This window comes from Corallococcus macrosporus DSM 14697, assembly GCF_002305895.1.
Lineage (GTDB): Bacteria > Myxococcota > Myxococcia > Myxococcales > Myxococcaceae > Myxococcus > Myxococcus macrosporus.
This window is the reverse complement of sequence record NZ_CP022203.1, coordinates 8,834,441-8,849,137: the sequence shown is the minus strand read 5'-3', so window position 1 is coordinate 8,849,137 and position 14,697 is coordinate 8,834,441. Positions and strand designations below refer to the sequence as shown.

15 protein-coding genes and 1 pseudogene are annotated in these 14,697 nt (G+C 69.0%); 10 read left to right on the top strand and 6 right to left on the bottom strand.

What is annotated here, in order from left to right; all coding sequences use genetic code 11:
- Positions 1 to 205: 205 nt before the first annotated feature.
- The 3 genes and pseudogenes from fdhD to MYMAC_RS36050 form a co-directional block, all read right to left on the bottom strand.
- Positions 206 to 1,078: a formate dehydrogenase accessory sulfurtransferase FdhD gene (fdhD, locus tag MYMAC_RS37440; RefSeq protein ID WP_095961807.1), complete on the bottom strand. Its 873-nt coding sequence runs from the start codon at positions 1,076 to 1,078 to the stop codon at positions 206 to 208.
- Between the two features lie 179 nt (positions 1,079 to 1,257).
- Positions 1,258 to 1,599, bottom strand: a pseudogene (gene mobB / locus MYMAC_RS38230) (molybdopterin-guanine dinucleotide biosynthesis protein B); the annotation flags it as partial.
- A complete protein-coding gene (locus MYMAC_RS36050; RefSeq protein ID WP_095961365.1) occupies positions 1,596 to 2,846 on the bottom strand; it encodes a molybdopterin molybdotransferase MoeA in 1,251 nt (416 codons plus the stop codon). The gene MYMAC_RS36050 and the pseudogene mobB, both read right to left, overlap by 4 nt.
- A gap of 142 nt (positions 2,847 to 2,988) precedes the next feature.
- Between MYMAC_RS36050 and mobA the strand changes: the two genes are divergently transcribed.
- Both mobA and sitI6 read left to right on the top strand, forming a co-directional pair.
- Positions 2,989 to 3,609, top strand: a complete 621-nt coding sequence (gene mobA, locus MYMAC_RS36045) for a molybdenum cofactor guanylyltransferase (RefSeq protein ID WP_095961364.1) — start codon at positions 2,989 to 2,991, stop codon at positions 3,607 to 3,609.
- 9 nt (positions 3,610 to 3,618) lie between these two features.
- On the top strand, positions 3,619 to 4,383 hold the full coding sequence (gene sitI6, locus MYMAC_RS36040) for a SitI6 family double-CXXCG motif immunity protein (RefSeq protein WP_095961363.1): 765 nt from the start codon (positions 3,619 to 3,621) through the stop codon (positions 4,381 to 4,383).
- Here the strand turns inward: sitI6 and MYMAC_RS36035 are convergent.
- Positions 4,371 to 4,592 (bottom strand): hypothetical protein, encoded by a 222-nt coding sequence (locus tag MYMAC_RS36035; protein WP_063747627.1) that lies wholly within the window; start codon positions 4,590 to 4,592, stop codon positions 4,371 to 4,373. The two genes, sitI6 and MYMAC_RS36035, sit on opposite strands and share 13 nt — an antisense overlap.
- Before the next feature lie 925 nt (positions 4,593 to 5,517).
- On the opposite strand from MYMAC_RS36035, the gene MYMAC_RS36030 reads away from it, so the two are divergent.
- The 8 genes from MYMAC_RS36030 (at position 5,518) to MYMAC_RS35990 (ending at position 13,506) form a co-directional block, all read left to right on the top strand.
- Positions 5,518 to 6,720 carry a DUF2380 domain-containing protein gene (locus MYMAC_RS36030; protein WP_338025987.1) on the top strand — a complete coding sequence of 401 codons (1,203 nt, stop codon included), beginning with the start codon at positions 5,518 to 5,520 and terminating at the stop codon, positions 6,718 to 6,720.
- Positions 6,717 to 7,187 carry an NUDIX hydrolase gene (locus MYMAC_RS36025; protein ID WP_095961360.1) on the top strand — a complete coding sequence of 157 codons (471 nt, stop codon included), beginning with the start codon at positions 6,717 to 6,719 and terminating at the stop codon, positions 7,185 to 7,187. The genes MYMAC_RS36030 and MYMAC_RS36025 overlap by 4 nt, the downstream gene beginning before the upstream one ends.
- Positions 7,188 to 7,325: 138 nt before the next feature.
- Positions 7,326 to 8,192, top strand: a complete 867-nt coding sequence (locus MYMAC_RS36020; RefSeq protein WP_095961359.1) for a DUF2381 family protein — start codon at positions 7,326 to 7,328, stop codon at positions 8,190 to 8,192.
- Positions 8,189 to 9,991 (top strand): serine/threonine protein kinase, encoded by a 1,803-nt coding sequence (locus tag MYMAC_RS36015; protein ID WP_095961358.1) that lies wholly within the window; start codon positions 8,189 to 8,191, stop codon positions 9,989 to 9,991. Before MYMAC_RS36020 ends, MYMAC_RS36015 begins: the two co-directional genes overlap by 4 nt.
- Before the next feature lie 158 nt (positions 9,992 to 10,149).
- Complete coding sequence (locus tag MYMAC_RS36010; RefSeq protein ID WP_095961357.1) at positions 10,150 to 11,304, top strand: serine/threonine protein kinase; 1,155 nt, start codon at positions 10,150 to 10,152, stop codon at positions 11,302 to 11,304.
- Between the two features lie 192 nt (positions 11,305 to 11,496).
- Positions 11,497 to 11,814 (top strand): DUF3817 domain-containing protein, encoded by a 318-nt coding sequence (locus MYMAC_RS36005; protein WP_095961356.1) that lies wholly within the window; start codon positions 11,497 to 11,499, stop codon positions 11,812 to 11,814.
- 114 nt (positions 11,815 to 11,928) lie between these two features.
- Positions 11,929 to 12,543, top strand: a complete 615-nt coding sequence (locus MYMAC_RS36000; protein ID WP_095961355.1) for a DUF2378 family protein — start codon at positions 11,929 to 11,931, stop codon at positions 12,541 to 12,543.
- A 405-nt stretch (positions 12,544 to 12,948) separates the two neighbouring features.
- Positions 12,949 to 13,506, top strand: coding sequence for a hypothetical protein (locus tag MYMAC_RS35990; RefSeq protein ID WP_095961354.1), 558 nt, complete (start codon positions 12,949 to 12,951; stop codon positions 13,504 to 13,506).
- Between the two features lie 18 nt (positions 13,507 to 13,524).
- Here MYMAC_RS35990 and MYMAC_RS35985 read toward each other — a convergent pair whose 3' ends face one another.
- Positions 13,525 to 14,043, bottom strand: a complete 519-nt coding sequence (locus MYMAC_RS35985) for a transposase (protein WP_157757504.1) — start codon at positions 14,041 to 14,043, stop codon at positions 13,525 to 13,527.
- A complete protein-coding gene (locus MYMAC_RS35980) occupies positions 13,959 to 14,513 on the bottom strand; it encodes an IS630 family transposase (RefSeq protein ID WP_239989625.1) in 555 nt (184 codons plus the stop codon). The genes MYMAC_RS35985 and MYMAC_RS35980 overlap by 85 nt, the downstream gene beginning before the upstream one ends.
- Positions 14,514 to 14,697 lie beyond the last annotated feature (184 nt).

Here is a 14,697-nt window from a genome sequence, read left to right as displayed (position 1 = left end):
AGTAAGACGTGACAGCAGTGAAATCTTGCGATGACCCTACCCACGTCCGAGCTCACCGAGCGTCACGAACACATCGTGTTTCACCGCGGCATCCCGCGTTTCCGCCGTCACGCGTTTATTGCATATACGATGCCGCTCTGACGCGAGCGCACCGATGATGCCAGGAGCGCGGCAGTCCCGGATAGGGGCCAGGCGTTTCAGGGGGTTAGACCTGTAGCAGGCGCTCGGCGCCCGTGTAGACGTTGAAGCGCCCGTTCCGGACGAACGTGGCCAGCGTCATGCCAGCACGCAGGGCCAGGTCCACCGCCAGGGAGCTGGCCGCCGAGACGCCCGCGACGATGGGGATTCGCGCCATGGCGGCCTTCTGGATGATCTCGAAGCTGACGCGTCCACTGACGGCGAGGATTGCGGGCTGACGCGTCAAAGGGGCGGGGGCGGTGTCCCGGGGACCCCGCACGAGGCCCTGGAGGACGAGCGCGCCCACCACCTTGTCCACGGCGTTGTGGCGGCCCACGTCCTCATGGGCGCTCAGGAGGTGGCCTTGTGCGTCGAGCGCGACGGCGGCGTGGACGCCTCCGGTGCGGGCGAAGTTGCGCTGCACCTGGCGCAGGTGCCCGGTGGCGCGGGCCACGGCGTCCGGGGGGAGCGCGGGGCCGGGGGGCAGGGCCGGGCACACGGCGAGCAGGTCGTCCACGTCGCGCCGGCCGCACACGCCACAGGCGGAGGTGGTGAGGGTGCCCCGGCGCGCGGCGCTGACGCGCTCCACGTCGAGGAGGACGCCGGCGGCGGGGGTGACCTCGATGACGTTGCCGAAGCCCTCCTCGCCGAGCCGGCCGCAGTGCGCCAGGGTGCCCAAATCATTCGCGCTCTGGATGATGCCCTCGGCGAAGAGGAAGCCCACGGCCAGCGCGCGGTCATGCCCCGGGGTGCGCATGGTGGTGGCCACCGTGTCCCCGCTGACGCGAATCTCCAGCGGCTCCTCCACCGCGAGGTCGTCATCCCGGGCGGGGAGGAGGGCGGCCCCGTCCCACCGCTGGACGGGGCGCTGCGTGACGCCGCGGGCGTCCTCCGGGGGCAGGGGCGCGGGGCGGCCCGGGCGCAGGTGGGCCTGGATGAGGTCGGCCACGGCGCGCACGTCACCCGCGGGGAGCACGCGCGGGCGGGGGGGAAGTCCGGGGGGAGCGTGGGCTCGGTGGCGAGCACCGCGAGCGTCTCCGGGCGCGAGGGCGAGAGCGGCGGGCCCAGGCCTTCGCGCCACACCTCCAGCTTGGGGAGGGGGCCGTCCTTCCAGCCCTCGACGAGCACCAGGTCCACGCTGCCCGCGAAGCGCTCGAGCAGCGACGGCAGCGCGTCCGCGGGCGCGGTGGTGGTGGTGAGCTGGACGCCCGCGGGGGTGGCGAAGCCGGTGAGCGCGGCGCCCGCTTCCTGGTAGCGGGCGGTGTCGCTGCCGGGCCGGTGCAGGGGGTGGGCCTCCGAGGAGTGCTTCACCACGGCCACGCGCAGGCCCCGCGCGGCGAGCTCCGGGAGGAGCCGGACGAGCAGCGTCGTCTTGCCGGCGCCGGACCAGCCCACCACGCTGAGCGCGGGAACGCGGCTCATGCCTGGGGCCCCACGGAGGTGAAGGTGGGCCGGTCGAAGAGCTCGACGTCGACGAGGTCGCCCTCGGCGAAGTCGGCGCGGCCGGGCGGGAGGAGGGCCCAGCCCTCGCCGTGGACGTTCTGGAGAATCTGCCCGGCGCCCTGGGGGCGGAGCACGGCGCGGGGCGCGAGCCCGTCCCGGGCCTCCAAGGTGGTGGTGATGAGGTAGGTGAGGCCGGCCTGCTTGTGGCGCGCTTCGGAGAGGTGGGCGCGGACGCGGCGGCGCGTCTCCAGGACGCCCTGGTGCTTGAGGAGGAGCGGGCGGGCGAGCTGGTCGAACGCGACGGTGGCCGCGCCCGGGTTGCCGGGCAGCACGACGACGGCGGCGTCCCCCAGGCGGGCCACGGCCACGGGCTTGCCGGGCTTGAGCGCGACGCCGTCCACGAAGAAGCGGGCGCCCAGCGCGGTGAGGACGCGCTTCACCAGGTCCTTGTCGCCCACCGAGGCGCCGCCGGTGGTGATCAGGACGTCCACCTGGGGGGCCAGCCGGGTGAGGGCCTCGCGCAGGGCGGCCTCGTCATCGCGGGCGCGGGTGAGCTGGCGGATGTCGGCGCCGGCCTCGCGGGCGAGCGCGGCCACCAGGACGAGGTTGCTCTCGTAGACCTGGTGGGGCAGGGCGGGGGCGCCGGGTGGGACGAGCTCATCGCCGGTGGCGAGCACGGCGACGCGCGGCGCGGGGCGCACCCAGACGTCCGTGGCGCCCAGGGACGCGAGCACCCCGAGCACGGCCGCGCTCACGCGCAGGCCCGCGCCGAAGAGGGGCGTACCGGCGACGACTTCTTCGCCCGCGCGGCGGACGTCGTTGCCGGGGGGGACGGTGATGAAGACGTCCACGAAGGCGCCGTCCTGGGTGGGGCGCGCGGCCTCCTGGCGGACGACGGCGTCGGCGCCTGGGGGCAGGGGGGCGCCGGTGAAGACGCGCGCGGCCGCTCCGGGCTGGAGGGACGTGGTGGGCAGGCCGCCGGCGAAGACGGTGCCGGTGACGCGCAGGCGGGCGGGCCGGTCGCGGGTGGCGCCCTGGGTCTCCTCGGCGCGTACGGCCCAGCCGTCCATGGCGGAGTTGTCACAGCCGGGCAGCGAGCGGGACGCGGTGACGGGGGCGGCGAGGAACCGGCCCTGCGCGTCGAGCAGGGGCACGCGCTCGGGCGCCGCCGGGGCGATGGCGTCGAACGCGGCCTGCCGGGCGGCGCTGAGGGGCGTGAGGGGCATGGAGGCGCCGCAGACTACGCCGTGGCGTGCGTGCTGTGTCCACGGAGGCGAGGGAAGGGCTGCTTCGTCTGCTTTCTTCCTCTGGGGGCGTGCATCGGCGGACAGATAACGTGGCGGCGGCGGGCGCGCAGGGGGCACGAACATGGAGCGGAGCCACACGGTGTTTCCGGAGGTGACACTGGCCATCCTCGCGGGAGGGCAGGGCCGGCGCCTGTCGGGCGTGCCCAAGGGGCTGTTGGAGGTGGAGGGGCGCGCGGTGCTGGAGCGGCTGCTGACGCTGGCGCCGCGCTTCGAGGACGTGCTGCTGGTGGCGAACGTGCCCGGGCCCTACGCGCGCTTCGGGCTGCGCACGGTGGCGGACGTGGTGCCGGGGAAGGGCGCGCCGGGCGGCGTCCACGCGGCGCTGGTGGCCGCGCGCACGCCGTGGGTGGTGGCGGTGGCGTGCGACATGCCGTTCATCACGATGGCGGCCCTTCGGGTGTTGCTGGACGCGCGGGAGGACAGCATGGACGCGGTGTGCTTCGAGGTGGCGGGGCGGCTGGAGCCGTTGCTCGCGGCGTACCGGCCGGCGCTGGCCCCCGCGTGGGGGGACGCCTTGGCCACGAATCCATCGATGCGGGAGCTGTTGTCCAATGTGCGCACGCGGCTGCTGCCCGAGGAGACGTTGCGCGCGGTGGATCCATCACTGCGGTCCCTGGCGAATGTGAATACCCCCGAGGACCTGGCGCGCTACGGCGTGGCGCTGCCGTCTTGGCGGGGGTGAGGGGTGAGAATGTCGCTGTCGACGAAGCGCCGTTTCTTCTGGATGCAAGAGGACCGGGCCGCGGCGGCGAAGCACGGAGGAGAAATCAACGCCTGGCACACGCTGTCACTCCCCGGCGTGATTTGCGGCACCTGCGGTGAGACGTGGGCCAACACGGGCCACGAGTACCCGTGCGTCGACCTGTCACAACTGCCAGAGCGCAAGGCATTTGAGCGGCCCAGGCCCGAGCCCTTCCCTGAGTTCGCGCGCCTCCGCGAGCAGGTCCGCCCCCTGACCCCTCCCCATTCGGAACTGCCGCCTGGAACGGGCTTCGGTCCCTTGGTGGGACGTGCCTCGGGGACATTCGGCCCCTTTGCCTGGGTGTGGGGGCAGAAGCTGCTCGTGCGACGCGACGCCCTGACGCAGCTGAAGACTGAAGGCATTCGGGGCCTTCACGCCTGCCCGACGCAGCTTCGTTTCCGGCAGAAAGACCCGCCCGCTCTACTTGAGCTTCAGATACCGCCCCATGGCCGCCTGCATCCGGACTGCATCCCGTCCGATGAGCCTTCGCCCTGTGTGACGTGTGGTCGCTGGGGACTGGCTCGGCCGGAGGTGCCCATCCTCGATGCGGCCTCGCTCCCCACGGACATGGACCTGTTCAAGGTGGGGAACTTCGCCACGATGGTGGTCGGCACGGAACGGTTCGTGGAGGCTGTGCACCGCCTGGGCCTGGATGGCATCCGCTTCCAGGAACTTCCCGCGCGAGATGGCGTGGCGCCGCCTCACGGCATGTAGGGGTAGCGCTCCACGCGTCCCTCTGGAGAGACGGCGTACAACTCGAACCAGTCGTATTCGAGGGTCACCCCGGGGCCGAACTCCGGGCACTTGTCGACCCGGCGGTTGACCCGGACGAAGTACCACCCGGATTGGTAGCCAACGACGAACTCCAAGGCGCGCGGTGAGAAGGCACACGACTTCGTGGAGGTCTTCGGAAAGCGCTTCATGACCTCCTGGAGCGCTGTATGCGCGGCCAGGACGGCCGGGCCATCCAATGTTCCGAGTGGCTCCAGTTCCGTTTCAGGCCAGGGGATGGCGGTCGCCGTGCCTGCGTCTGTGTGTACGGGAGCAGGAAGGGCGTGTGGCGATGGCGTCCCCGCGTCCGTTCCTGCATCGCCGACGGGCAGGGGCAGGGCTCCGCCGTCCGCGAGCAGGGAGACGAGCAGGATGAGGTGGTGGGGACTCAGCATGTGGCACCTCAGGAACCTGAACCACGTTGCGGCGGAAGAGCCGCTCATCTACGCCATTGAGTGATTGCGGTCGTCAGCCGCCCAGCAACGTTAGAGGCCTGCTGGGGTTCGCCATGGCCGTGGTGCAGGACTGTGTTCCCAGTATGCCCCTTCGATGAGGTGATTCGACGCGGCTTGTCTCAGGGGGCTGGGAGGGTCGAGCTGTTGGACTGCGTTCTCGCAGGTCTCCGGGGAGAGGCGGGCGTACCGCAGCGTCAGTGCGATGGTGTTCACTTGTCTGCCCCTGCCGAACGTGGCGGACGGGACGTTGAGACTGGGGTCTTCGCCTCGGTGGGCCTGGGAGTGGACAATGCGCGCTGAGGCCCTGCTCCTGGCAGTGGTGCTCGCCACGGGATGCGCGGCGGTGCCGCACGTTCCCGGGCGAGGTGCAACGCTGAGCTACACGCCTCGCGAGGCAGCCTCGCCCGAGCGAGTGGACGCGCCGAGCAACGGGCGTCCTCAGGCCTTCGGTTCCCCTCCGTACTCCCTCGCGGGCGCTGGGGCTGGGCAGCGCCTCTTGCGTCATGTCAGGCAACGTCGTGACGCAACGAAGGTAGCACCGGGTACCGCATCCGGAGCTGTCGGAGGCGGGCGCCCGCGGGCCGTCCTGGCACGGCAAGCGGTCCTCGACGCCATTGATGAAGTGAAGCGCACCCTGGAGAGGAGCGAAGCGACGCGCGCGCGGCTCACCTCGCGTTCGCTTGCGCCTGGTGGTCGGAGCCTCGACGGTGTCTTCACGCGCTACGTTGACCAGGGCTCCGACTCACTGATGTGGCTGCGAGGATCGCTGGCGAGTGCCACCGCGCTGGCGGGCGTTTCTTCGGAAGTCGGGGACTCAGGGATGGAGCTGAGCCTCCTCCGGATGACGGGGCCTCGGCTCCAGGCCGCGATGTTCGGAGCCCTGCTGCTGGCCACCTGGGTGGACTTCCTGCAACTCGCTGATGTCTTGCTCCGCGACTGTCCCATGTGCGGCTCCGAGAAGCTGTTCGCGGACCTGCATCGAGTGCAAAGCAAGCTGACTCCGACGCTGGCGGACCTCTCGTCTGGGGACGCGGAGCGCATCGAGGCTGCGGCGACCGCGATGCCCGTGCTGATGGGGGAGTTGACCCACGAATTCGACACGATTCGTCGGGATGCGCGCTCGTCCATGGAGGTGGGCGGCAAGGTCATGGTGGCGGCGCAGGTGATGGAGCTGCTCGCCCTGATTTCCACGCTGAAGGTGTCACTCCCCCGGCCGCCACCAGCAGCACCCGCGACGCTTGGCGTGGGGCTCATCATGAGTTCGGGCGGCGTCATGGCGGGCTCGCGGCTCGTCGTCACGGCCGAGTGGGTGGAGATGATGCGCAGGCTGGTGCAGGCGGGCGTCCTCTCCCTCCCAGCCGTCAGCGCGGCGGTTCGCATCCATGGCGGGCAAGTGCTGATGGCCCAGGCGAACCAGGACTTGCCCGACGGCGTGCGCGAAGCGCTGGGGGACAGCCCCGAAGTGCGCGGCATGAAGGTGACGGGCAGGGCAGGCGCGGGCATGTCCAGCGCACCGAAGCATCACGTCCTGCCGAAAGAGCACCGGGAGTGGTTTGAGCAGCGCGGTTTCAAGGGTGACATGGACATCGACCACTTCTGCGTCCAACTGGAGCGGGCCCACCATGAGGCGCTTCACGGAGGAGGGAACTGGAAGCTGGGGCGCATGTGGCCCGGTGAGTGGAACCGGATGATCATGGATGAACTGCGGCGCGCCGAAGTCAGGTCTGGTCGAACGTTGACGCGGAATCAGATCTTGGACATCGTCGCGGAGCGCATGCGGAGCTACGACATCCCGATGAAGTTCACAAAGGGTGCAGGCCGATGACCGACGGTCGTTCATGGGAGGGGAACTGGGTAGCCCGCCTGTATGAACGAGTCCGCGAGCGAGGGTACGACTCGGTCACCGCCTTTGCCGATGCCCGTCCTACTGCGTCCCTGGTCGCTCTTGCAGAGGAGCTTGGCTCGGATGATGTCGCCGGCGTTCAGGTGTTCAGGGGGCTGGTCGCCGAGGCTGAACGCAGCAAGATGCTCACCCGATTGGTGCGTGGGCAACTCGTGCGGGAGTTGTACGCGCGTCTTCCCAACGGCTGGCCACCCGTGCTGGATGGTGACGTCCGGATGGATGTCGCTCGCGCACTGGCTGCTTGGTACTCCTTCACACCCGAAACCCATAAGCTTCGGGTTGATCAAGCAAGTGACGCGCTCTTCGCCAATCCCCCGCCTCCTGGTTGGCGCCCGCTGGGACCTGACGACGCGTTGCTCCGAACACTCCTTCCCGACGACGAAGCCTGAACGAAGCGGGTGGCCCCCCGCGCCCGAGCCGTAGCACCCCAGTGTGCCCCAACGGTGGCATGACCCGACGCGGCGGCGGGAGTTCCCCTGCGCGGATGTTGGTGATGGTAGCCTGCCCATGTGGGAGGTCACGCGTCCTTGCTCCAACCTTTCAGATTGGCCTTTGCGCTGGCGCTTGCATGGGGAGCAGCGGCGCACGCCGAGCCGTCACCGGGCCCCCGCGTCAGACGCGAGCGCTCCGTCACCGTCGCGAATGGCGCAGGTGAGCCTCTGCCCGTGGTCCACATCGCCCAGGACACACCGACGTTGTTCCTGTTCCCCTCTCCGATTCAACGGAAGTCCCTCACCTTCGACGAATCGCGGCTCCGCGTCTTGGACGCGGGGGAGCGGTCGGTCATCGTTCAGGCCGTGTCCGACCTCCCGAAGGACGAACGCCAAGAGATGGGAGTCTTCTTCGCGGACGGCAAGGCGCCTGCGAGGGCCGCCTTCGCGCTCGTAACCGACCCGGCCGAAGTGGACTCCCGGATCGACGTGGAGCGCCCGGAGGCGCCAAACACGGTTTGCCAGCCCAGCACCCAATGCCCGGTGCCGAAGCCGGAAGACTTCGTGCTGCTCGGCTACGTGGGCATTGGAGGGGTCACGACGTCCAGCAGCCAGGGGCTAGATCCCGTGCAGGAGCTTGCTGTGGAGTCGTACATTGCTCTTCGTGGCAGGGGTTGGGTTCTGGCCGACGTGAGGATTGAGAACCGCTCTGAGCGCTCCGCGTGGACACCACGAGCGGCGACGTTCAAGGGGCGTGTTGGCGCGCCCCTGCGCGCGCGGCTCATCGCGGAGCGGCCGGGGCCCATTGCTCCGGGGGGGCAAGGGCGCGTGCTCGCGGTCGTGGAGGTGCCAACGGCGAATGCGGACCTCGTCTTCACCCTGGAGGTGCTCGGGGATGGGGGGCGTCGCCTCGCGATTCCAGGCGTGCGCTTCCCAAAGCTCATCGCAGGGGATGCCCGATGAACGTGACGTTGCTTGACCTGCCGCCTGGTTCGTTGATTGACGGGTGGCAGGTGGCCAAGGCACTCGGGGCAGGCGGTTTCGCCCGCGTCTTCCTGGGTGAGAAGAACGGCCAACACCGCGCCATCAAGGTGGCCCAACACCGTGAAGCCAGTGGGGACCCCAAGCAGACCCACACCCGGACGCTGCGAGAGCTGACGGTGCTGCTCATGCTGGACCATCCGAATATCGTCAGGCCGCAGGGGCATGGTTTCGCGGAGAGCGGCAACCTGTACCTCGCGCTCGACTACATAGACGGTTGGACGCTCGCGGAGTGGGTGGAGCGCAAGCACCCAACCGTTCGCGAAGTCCTCGGAGTGTTCGAGAAGCTCGCCGGTGCGCTGGCGTACATGCACGGCCGGGGCGTCTTTCATCGGGACTTGAAGCTGTCCAACGTGCTCATTCGGAAAAGCGACGGTGAGCCGGTCATCATCGACTTCAGTTGCGCGACCTACGCTCTTTCCGAAGCCCTGACAGACGGAGGCTTGCCTCCGGGCACGGACCGCTACCGCGCACCTGAGCAATTCAAGTTCCTGCGCGAGCACAAGGATGAGCACCGGGCCCGCTACGCCTTCCAGGTCGCCGACGAAATCTTCGCGGTCGGCGTCATGCTCCATGAGCTGCTGACGGACCCGCGACCGACGGAGTTTCGTCCGCGCTTCGACTTGAACAACGCAGCCTTGCCGCCGCCTTCGCCGCGCCTGGCGAATGCGCGGGTTCCAGCGGCGGTGAGCGACCTCATTGAGAGCATGGTGGCCCTGGACCCCAAGCGGCGCCCGGTTGACACCGAGGCGCTGCGCCGCGAACTGGCGGAACTCCGAGCCGAGCCTTCCGCCGAATACGACGTGCCAGGCCATCCGCCGTCGGAGCAGCGTCACGGAGGGCCGGTCCCTGAGGCCCTGGTGATTCCCACCAGCCCTCCGCCGCTCAAGCGGCACGTTGCCCGGGGTGAGCGCCCGCTGGGCCGAAGCCAGTGGATGATGGGGCTCGCCGGGATTGTCGCGCTGGTCGTTGTCGCGCTCCTCTGGCGCTCCTGGGGGGGCGTTCCCTGGCGGCCTGTCGAGCGGCGCGACGCCATGGACGCGCGCGCTCCCGTCGCCACCCATTCCCCACCGCCCAAGACAACCCCTCCTGCTATGTCCCCCCTCAGTGCCTCGCCCGTGACGACTCCGGGGCCAGCAACCGTTGCCGTTCCGAAGGAAGGTTCAACCGTGAAGACCCCGTCTGAAATGCCGCCCCCAGGACGCACACCGCGTATGCCGAAGAAGGCCGTTGCTGCCGTCAAGTGCGCGTCGCTATCGCTCGTGGCGGCGCTGGCGGCGGGTTGCCCAGGGGCTCAAATCCGGCCCGAGTCCTTCTCCTGCCCAGATGGGGCAAGACAGGCCATGGAGGAGCAGCTCCGCTGGGAATACGGCGAGCCCTTCACCATCGTCATGGATGACCGCCTACCGGCGGACACCGTGTGGTTCACCGCTGGTTCAGAGGTGGTGGGCGTGGTCCCGAAAGGCATCTCCGTCATACGGCAACTGGAGGTTGCCCCTGCCGGGACGCGCTTCTACGGCAAGGCCTATTACCTCCCCGAGAAGATGGGGAGTTCGAATGGGCCAGCACTCATCGTCCGGTATGACCGCGTGAAGCTCCCGGGGCAGGACGAGTACCCCATCTGCGTCGTGGCTGAGGCGAAGGCCTACGGATTCAAGGACGGCAAGGTGAAGGCCTACAACCGGACAGGCGGATGGGTCGTGCACCACTGGCCCAAATGAGGGGCCGGGTGACGTGGTGGGTAGGTGCTCGCTTTTCGCCCCCTCCTCGCCAGACCCGACAGGACCTTTCAGGGTAGTTCCTCTGCTGACCACTCTGTGGGTAACCTGCTCCGTGACGCGTGGGCCTGGGATGCCTGCGCGGAAGGGGAGGAAAGAGCATGTCGGCAAGTGAATTCAGGCTTCCTCGCGGGGCGATTCTCTTCACGCGGGACGGCTTTCAGTACGAGTTTCGCGAAGACCTGGGCGAGGTTCACCATGGGTTGAGTCTTCTGCTGGCCCGGCGCCGCACTGCGGAAGGCGGCATCCGAGGCAAGGTGCTGCTCAAGGCGGTCGGCGTTCCGAAGTTGATGGAGATGCCCCGCATCAAGCGGGCACGGGCGAAGCTTGAAGAGCAGGTGCGCCTCGCGGCGTATCTCCACCATCCGGGCATCCTCCGTGTCCACGGGCTCCACAAGGCGGAAGGGTGCTGGTACGTCATCACCGAGCACCCGTCGGGGCACAGCATCAGCACGCTGCTGACGCTGTCCGGGGAGTGCGGTCGCCGGTTCTCGCCCCTCTTCACCCTCCATGTGGGTGTGCGAGCCGCAGAGGCCCTGGAGCATGCCCACGAGGCGAAGGACGAGCAGGGGCGCGCCCTCCACATCGTTCACCGGGCGCTCGACGTGGAGCGCCTCTTCGTCGACTGGAACGGCGACGTGCAGGTCGCTGACTTCGGGCTCGCCCTGTCGGACCTGCCCGGCCGCGTTTCGTCCACGGTGCGTCGGCCGCAAGGGGATGCGTTCTACTCCTCCCCGGAAATGCTCCTGACGGGCCGGGTGGACGCGAGGTCGGACCTCTTCGCGCTGGGCAACGTCCTGCTTGAACTCGCGACGGGCAGGAACCTCCTTGATGCTCCGGACGCATTGACCGAGGAGGTGAAAGGCTCGCTGTCGGTTCGGCAGCGGTCGCGTGTCCGGCGTGCCATCCAACGGGCTCATCTCGCGGGGAGCCCTCCCATGGTGGCGGATGCCATCTGGCGCGCGGCGACCTACACGCAGGCGGACCTGGAGATGTTGACCGAGCCGCTTCCGCAGGCGTTGAGCGTGACGCTGCGCAAGCTCCTTCAGCCCCAGCCAGACGCCCGCTACCAGACGGCGCGCGAGCTGGCGGCGGACCTGCGCCGCTGGCTTGGAGAGGGAGCCGTCTACGGCCGGAACGAAGTGGCGGCGGAACTGCACGAGATGGCGAAGCGAGCCCGCGAGGTCATGGTCGAACTGGGCATGCGGAGCCCCCGTCGCCTCCAGGCAGCTCAGGACGTCATCAGTACGAGCTAGCCCCAGGCCCCCCACGCAGGTGCCTCCAGTGTGTCCCTCCAACGTGGATGGAAGGGGCACACCGGAGAACTCCCTGGAACGGAACGGGACGCCGTTCCTCCAGCCCCCAGCAGCCAACCAGGCAGCCCCCCTGCGTCACCATGACTCATGGACCGCGGCGTCCGGGAGTGGGAAACAGGCGGGGGAGATTTCATGCTGAACACGCCTCTGGGACGTTTCCGCGCCGTGGCCCTCGCGGAGGGCCTGTCCGTCATCGCGCTCTTCTTCATCGCCATGCCCCTGAAGTACCTGGCGGGCATGCCGCAGGCCGTGAAGTTCACCGGCTGGGCCCACGGCCTGCTCTTCGTCCTCTATCTCTTCGCGCTGATGGAGGCGGCCATCGTCCACCGCTGGTCCTTCCTGCGCGTGGTGGGCGGCGTCTTCGCGTCGCTGCTCCCCTTCGGCACCTTCGTCTTCGAAGCGCGCCTGCGCCGCGAGGCGGCCGCGCCGGCCGTCCAGCCCGCGCCCTGAGTCACGTCGCGCGACGGACGTGACAGGTGGGACGCACCGCGCCACGGCCGCCCGGAGTTCGCGCGGGTGGCCAGGCTGTGCCAGCATCCCCGCGTTTTTCGACGGGAGGCCAGCATGGAGCGCGGCAAGTGGGACACGCCAGAGGATGTGGAGCGCGAGCTGAGCTCGCGGCTCGCGCTCGTGGAGGCGTCCGAGGGGATTCGCGGCATGCACTTCGCCGCCGTCCTCGACACCGTGCGCTTCCTCGGCGGTGAGCAGGCCGTGGCCCGCATCCAGCAAGGCGGTGACTTCCCCGCCGACCTGGACACCACCGAGCTCTACCCCGTCCCGCCCTTCATGCGCGTGTTCTTCTCCGCGGCCGGGTTGTTGGCCCCGCAGCTCGGCGGCGTCGAGGAGGCCATGCGGCAGCTCGGCGTCCAGGGCACGCTGGCCTTCATCAACTCCATGTTCGGCGCCGAGGTCCGCCAGCAGGTGGGCGGCGAGCCCAAGCGCCTGGTGGAGATGCTCCCGGAGGCCTACCGCATGGCCATCAACTTCGGCGAGCTCCAGGTGGCGTGGACCGGCCCGCGCTCGGGCCGCATCCACATGCGCCGCATCTTCACCCCCGTGGCCTACAATGAGGGCATGCTCGAAGGCGCGCTCCTCGCCGTAGGCGCCCAGGACATCCAGGTGCGCGGCGGCCAGACGTCCCTGCTGGACAGCGAGTACACGCTGTCCTGGGACAGTTGACCTGGCGCGTGTAGTGGATGCGGTAGATGCGCCCGTTGCCGTCGTCCGTCAGCAGCAGGCTCCCGTCCGGGTGCTCCAGCAGGCCCACCGGCCGCGCGAGGGTCTCCGGCTTCTTCGCGTCCACCAGGAAGCCGGTGAGGAAGTCCTCGAAGCCGCCCGCGGGCTGGGCCTGTCATGGAGCGCGGTTTCTCGGCGCGCAAGAATGGGTTTCACCCATTGCCGGGCCGTACACATCTGCTGGACGCGGGGCCCTGGTGGCGCCGTCACACGGCTGAACCCACCTGACTTCGGCGTGACTGTTCAGAACCATGACGAAATAAATGATGTTCCGCCGCGCCCATTGGCTAGAAGAGGCGCCGAGCGCCCGGACATGTGCGCCGGGCCTACGCAACGGAGGGACGTCTCATGAAGGCAAGCAACTGGAAGAACCTGGCCGTGGTGGCGGGCGTCATGGCGTCGGTGAGCGCTGGCGCTCAGGAGTCGTCGGGGAGCTTCGGTTCGGAGGGGCAGTTCGTCATCAGCACGGATGCCTCCGCCAGCCTGGGGTACTCCACGCAGGGCAGCGGCGTTGGCTACGTCTTCCTGGAGCCCGGCGCGGACTACTTCCTCAAGAAGAACCTGTCCGTCGGTAGCGGCCTCCAGGTCCGCGCGCTCTTCGGCAGCGGTGACACCATCGCCGCCTTCGGCCTGAACGCGCGCGTCGGCTACAACATCCCGCTCACCGAGCGTGTGTCGGTGTGGCCCAAGGGCCAGGTGTCGCTGTACATCGGCGACGACATCCTGCCCTTCGCCAACCAGTCGCTCCCCGCCAACGTCACGGTCATCCTGGAAGGCTACGCGCCCTTCCTCTTCCACGTGACGCCGCACTTCTTCGTGGGCGGTGGCCCGCGCCTGGCCTTCGGCCTGGGCGACGAGGTGGAGGTGAACTTCAGCGTCGCCTCCACCATCGGCGGCTACTTCTAAACCGCCTCGACGAGTCCGCTAAACATCCAGCCCAGCGTGCTCGAAGAAGGAGCGAAGGACGTCGGGACGATGCTGTAGGGCCCGAAATTCCCTTCGCGCCAGGCGCATGAGGTCCGAAATGGCAGGGGGCGTTGCGTTGAGCAATGCCTCCTTCACCACGCCATTGCAGCCCTCCTCTGGGTTGAGGTCAGGAGCGTACGGGGGCAGCCACTCGACGAGGACGTCCTTCGAGTGGCGTTGCAGCCAGGCCCTGACCGCCTTGGAACGGTGCGCCTGAAGGCGGTCCCAGATGATGACGAGCGGACGTCCGAGGCGCCGATGGAAGTACCTCAATGCGGCGATGACTTCCTTGTCGTGGACAGCGCCGACGAAGTGGCGGGCGAACACCTTGGGGCGTTCACGCCCCCGCGGCGCCGTCAGGAGCACGACGCTGGAAATCTCTCGGCGCCTGCTCAGACGCTTGAGGACTCGGACTTGTCCCACCGGCGCCCAGGTGGTGCCCAGGCGGGCCCGAAACGTGTGACCCGTCTCATCCAAGAAGGCAATTGTCCTCCCGCTTCTTCGAGCCCCCTTTTTATTCGAGGCCAATCTCTTCGCACCCAAGCTTCGATGAGCGCATCATCCCGCTCGCTGGCCTGGGAACGAGGGCGGTGCGCGGAGAACCCGAGCCGATGCAGCGGCCTCGTCAGGGAGCGTGGGTGGTACCGCACGCCCCAGCGGTGCTCGATGAGATGTGCGATGCGTGGAAGGGTCCACCGCTCCGTGGGAAAGCCGGCCCTGACAGCGCCGGCATTGAGCGCTCGGGCCACTTGCTTCCACTGCGAGGGGCTCAGCTGCGAGGGACGCCCCTGATGCGGCTTGCGCCGCAGCTTCCTGACACCGCCCTGTGCGAGGGCTTTGCACCATTGAGACACCGCCCCCCGGGTGACACCGCACTCGTCCGCTACGTCGACTGGGCGCCAGCCCGATTTCAGCAGTGAAGCGGCGAACAATCGCCGCTCCTCCATCTGCTCGGGCGTCAGCCTGAATGGCTGCTGCCCCATCACCACCACCCCCTTCATTGGAACAACCGTTCCGGGGTTTAGGGGATTCGTCGAGGCGGTTTAGTCTCCGCGTGTCGCGCACCCCGGGCTCCGGACGAGGTGGGACCAGGCTCCCACCGCGCGCCGGGGCCCGCTGTGTTTCCGGGCC

What these genes read in the sequence shown, in the direction of transcription:
- MYMAC_RS36050 (WP_095961365.1), bottom strand. Translation starts at nt 2,846, where the DNA reads ATGCCCCTCACGCCCCTCAGCGCCGCCCGGCAGGCCGCGTTCGACGCC.
- MYMAC_RS36035 (WP_063747627.1), bottom strand. Translation starts at nt 4,592, where the DNA reads ATGAAGCGCTTTCCGAAGACCTCCACGAAGTCGTGTGCCTTCTCACCG.
- MYMAC_RS35980 (WP_239989625.1), bottom strand. Translation starts at nt 14,513, where the DNA reads ATGGAGGAGCGGCGATTGTTCGCCGCTTCACTGCTGAAATCGGGCTGG.
- MYMAC_RS36000 (WP_095961355.1), top strand. Translation starts at nt 11,929, where the DNA reads ATGGAGCGCGGCAAGTGGGACACGCCAGAGGATGTGGAGCGCGAGCTG.
- MYMAC_RS36010 (WP_095961357.1), top strand. Translation starts at nt 10,150, where the DNA reads ATGTCGGCAAGTGAATTCAGGCTTCCTCGCGGGGCGATTCTCTTCACG.
- MYMAC_RS36025 (WP_095961360.1), top strand. Translation starts at nt 6,717, where the DNA reads ATGACCGACGGTCGTTCATGGGAGGGGAACTGGGTAGCCCGCCTGTAT.
- mobA (WP_095961364.1), top strand. Translation starts at nt 2,989, where the DNA reads ATGGAGCGGAGCCACACGGTGTTTCCGGAGGTGACACTGGCCATCCTC.
- MYMAC_RS35990 (WP_095961354.1), top strand. Translation starts at nt 12,949, where the DNA reads ATGAAGGCAAGCAACTGGAAGAACCTGGCCGTGGTGGCGGGCGTCATG.
- MYMAC_RS36005 (WP_095961356.1), top strand. Translation starts at nt 11,497, where the DNA reads ATGCTGAACACGCCTCTGGGACGTTTCCGCGCCGTGGCCCTCGCGGAG.
- MYMAC_RS36015 (WP_095961358.1), top strand. Translation starts at nt 8,189, where the DNA reads ATGAACGTGACGTTGCTTGACCTGCCGCCTGGTTCGTTGATTGACGGG.
- sitI6 (WP_095961363.1), top strand. Translation starts at nt 3,619, where the DNA reads ATGTCGCTGTCGACGAAGCGCCGTTTCTTCTGGATGCAAGAGGACCGG.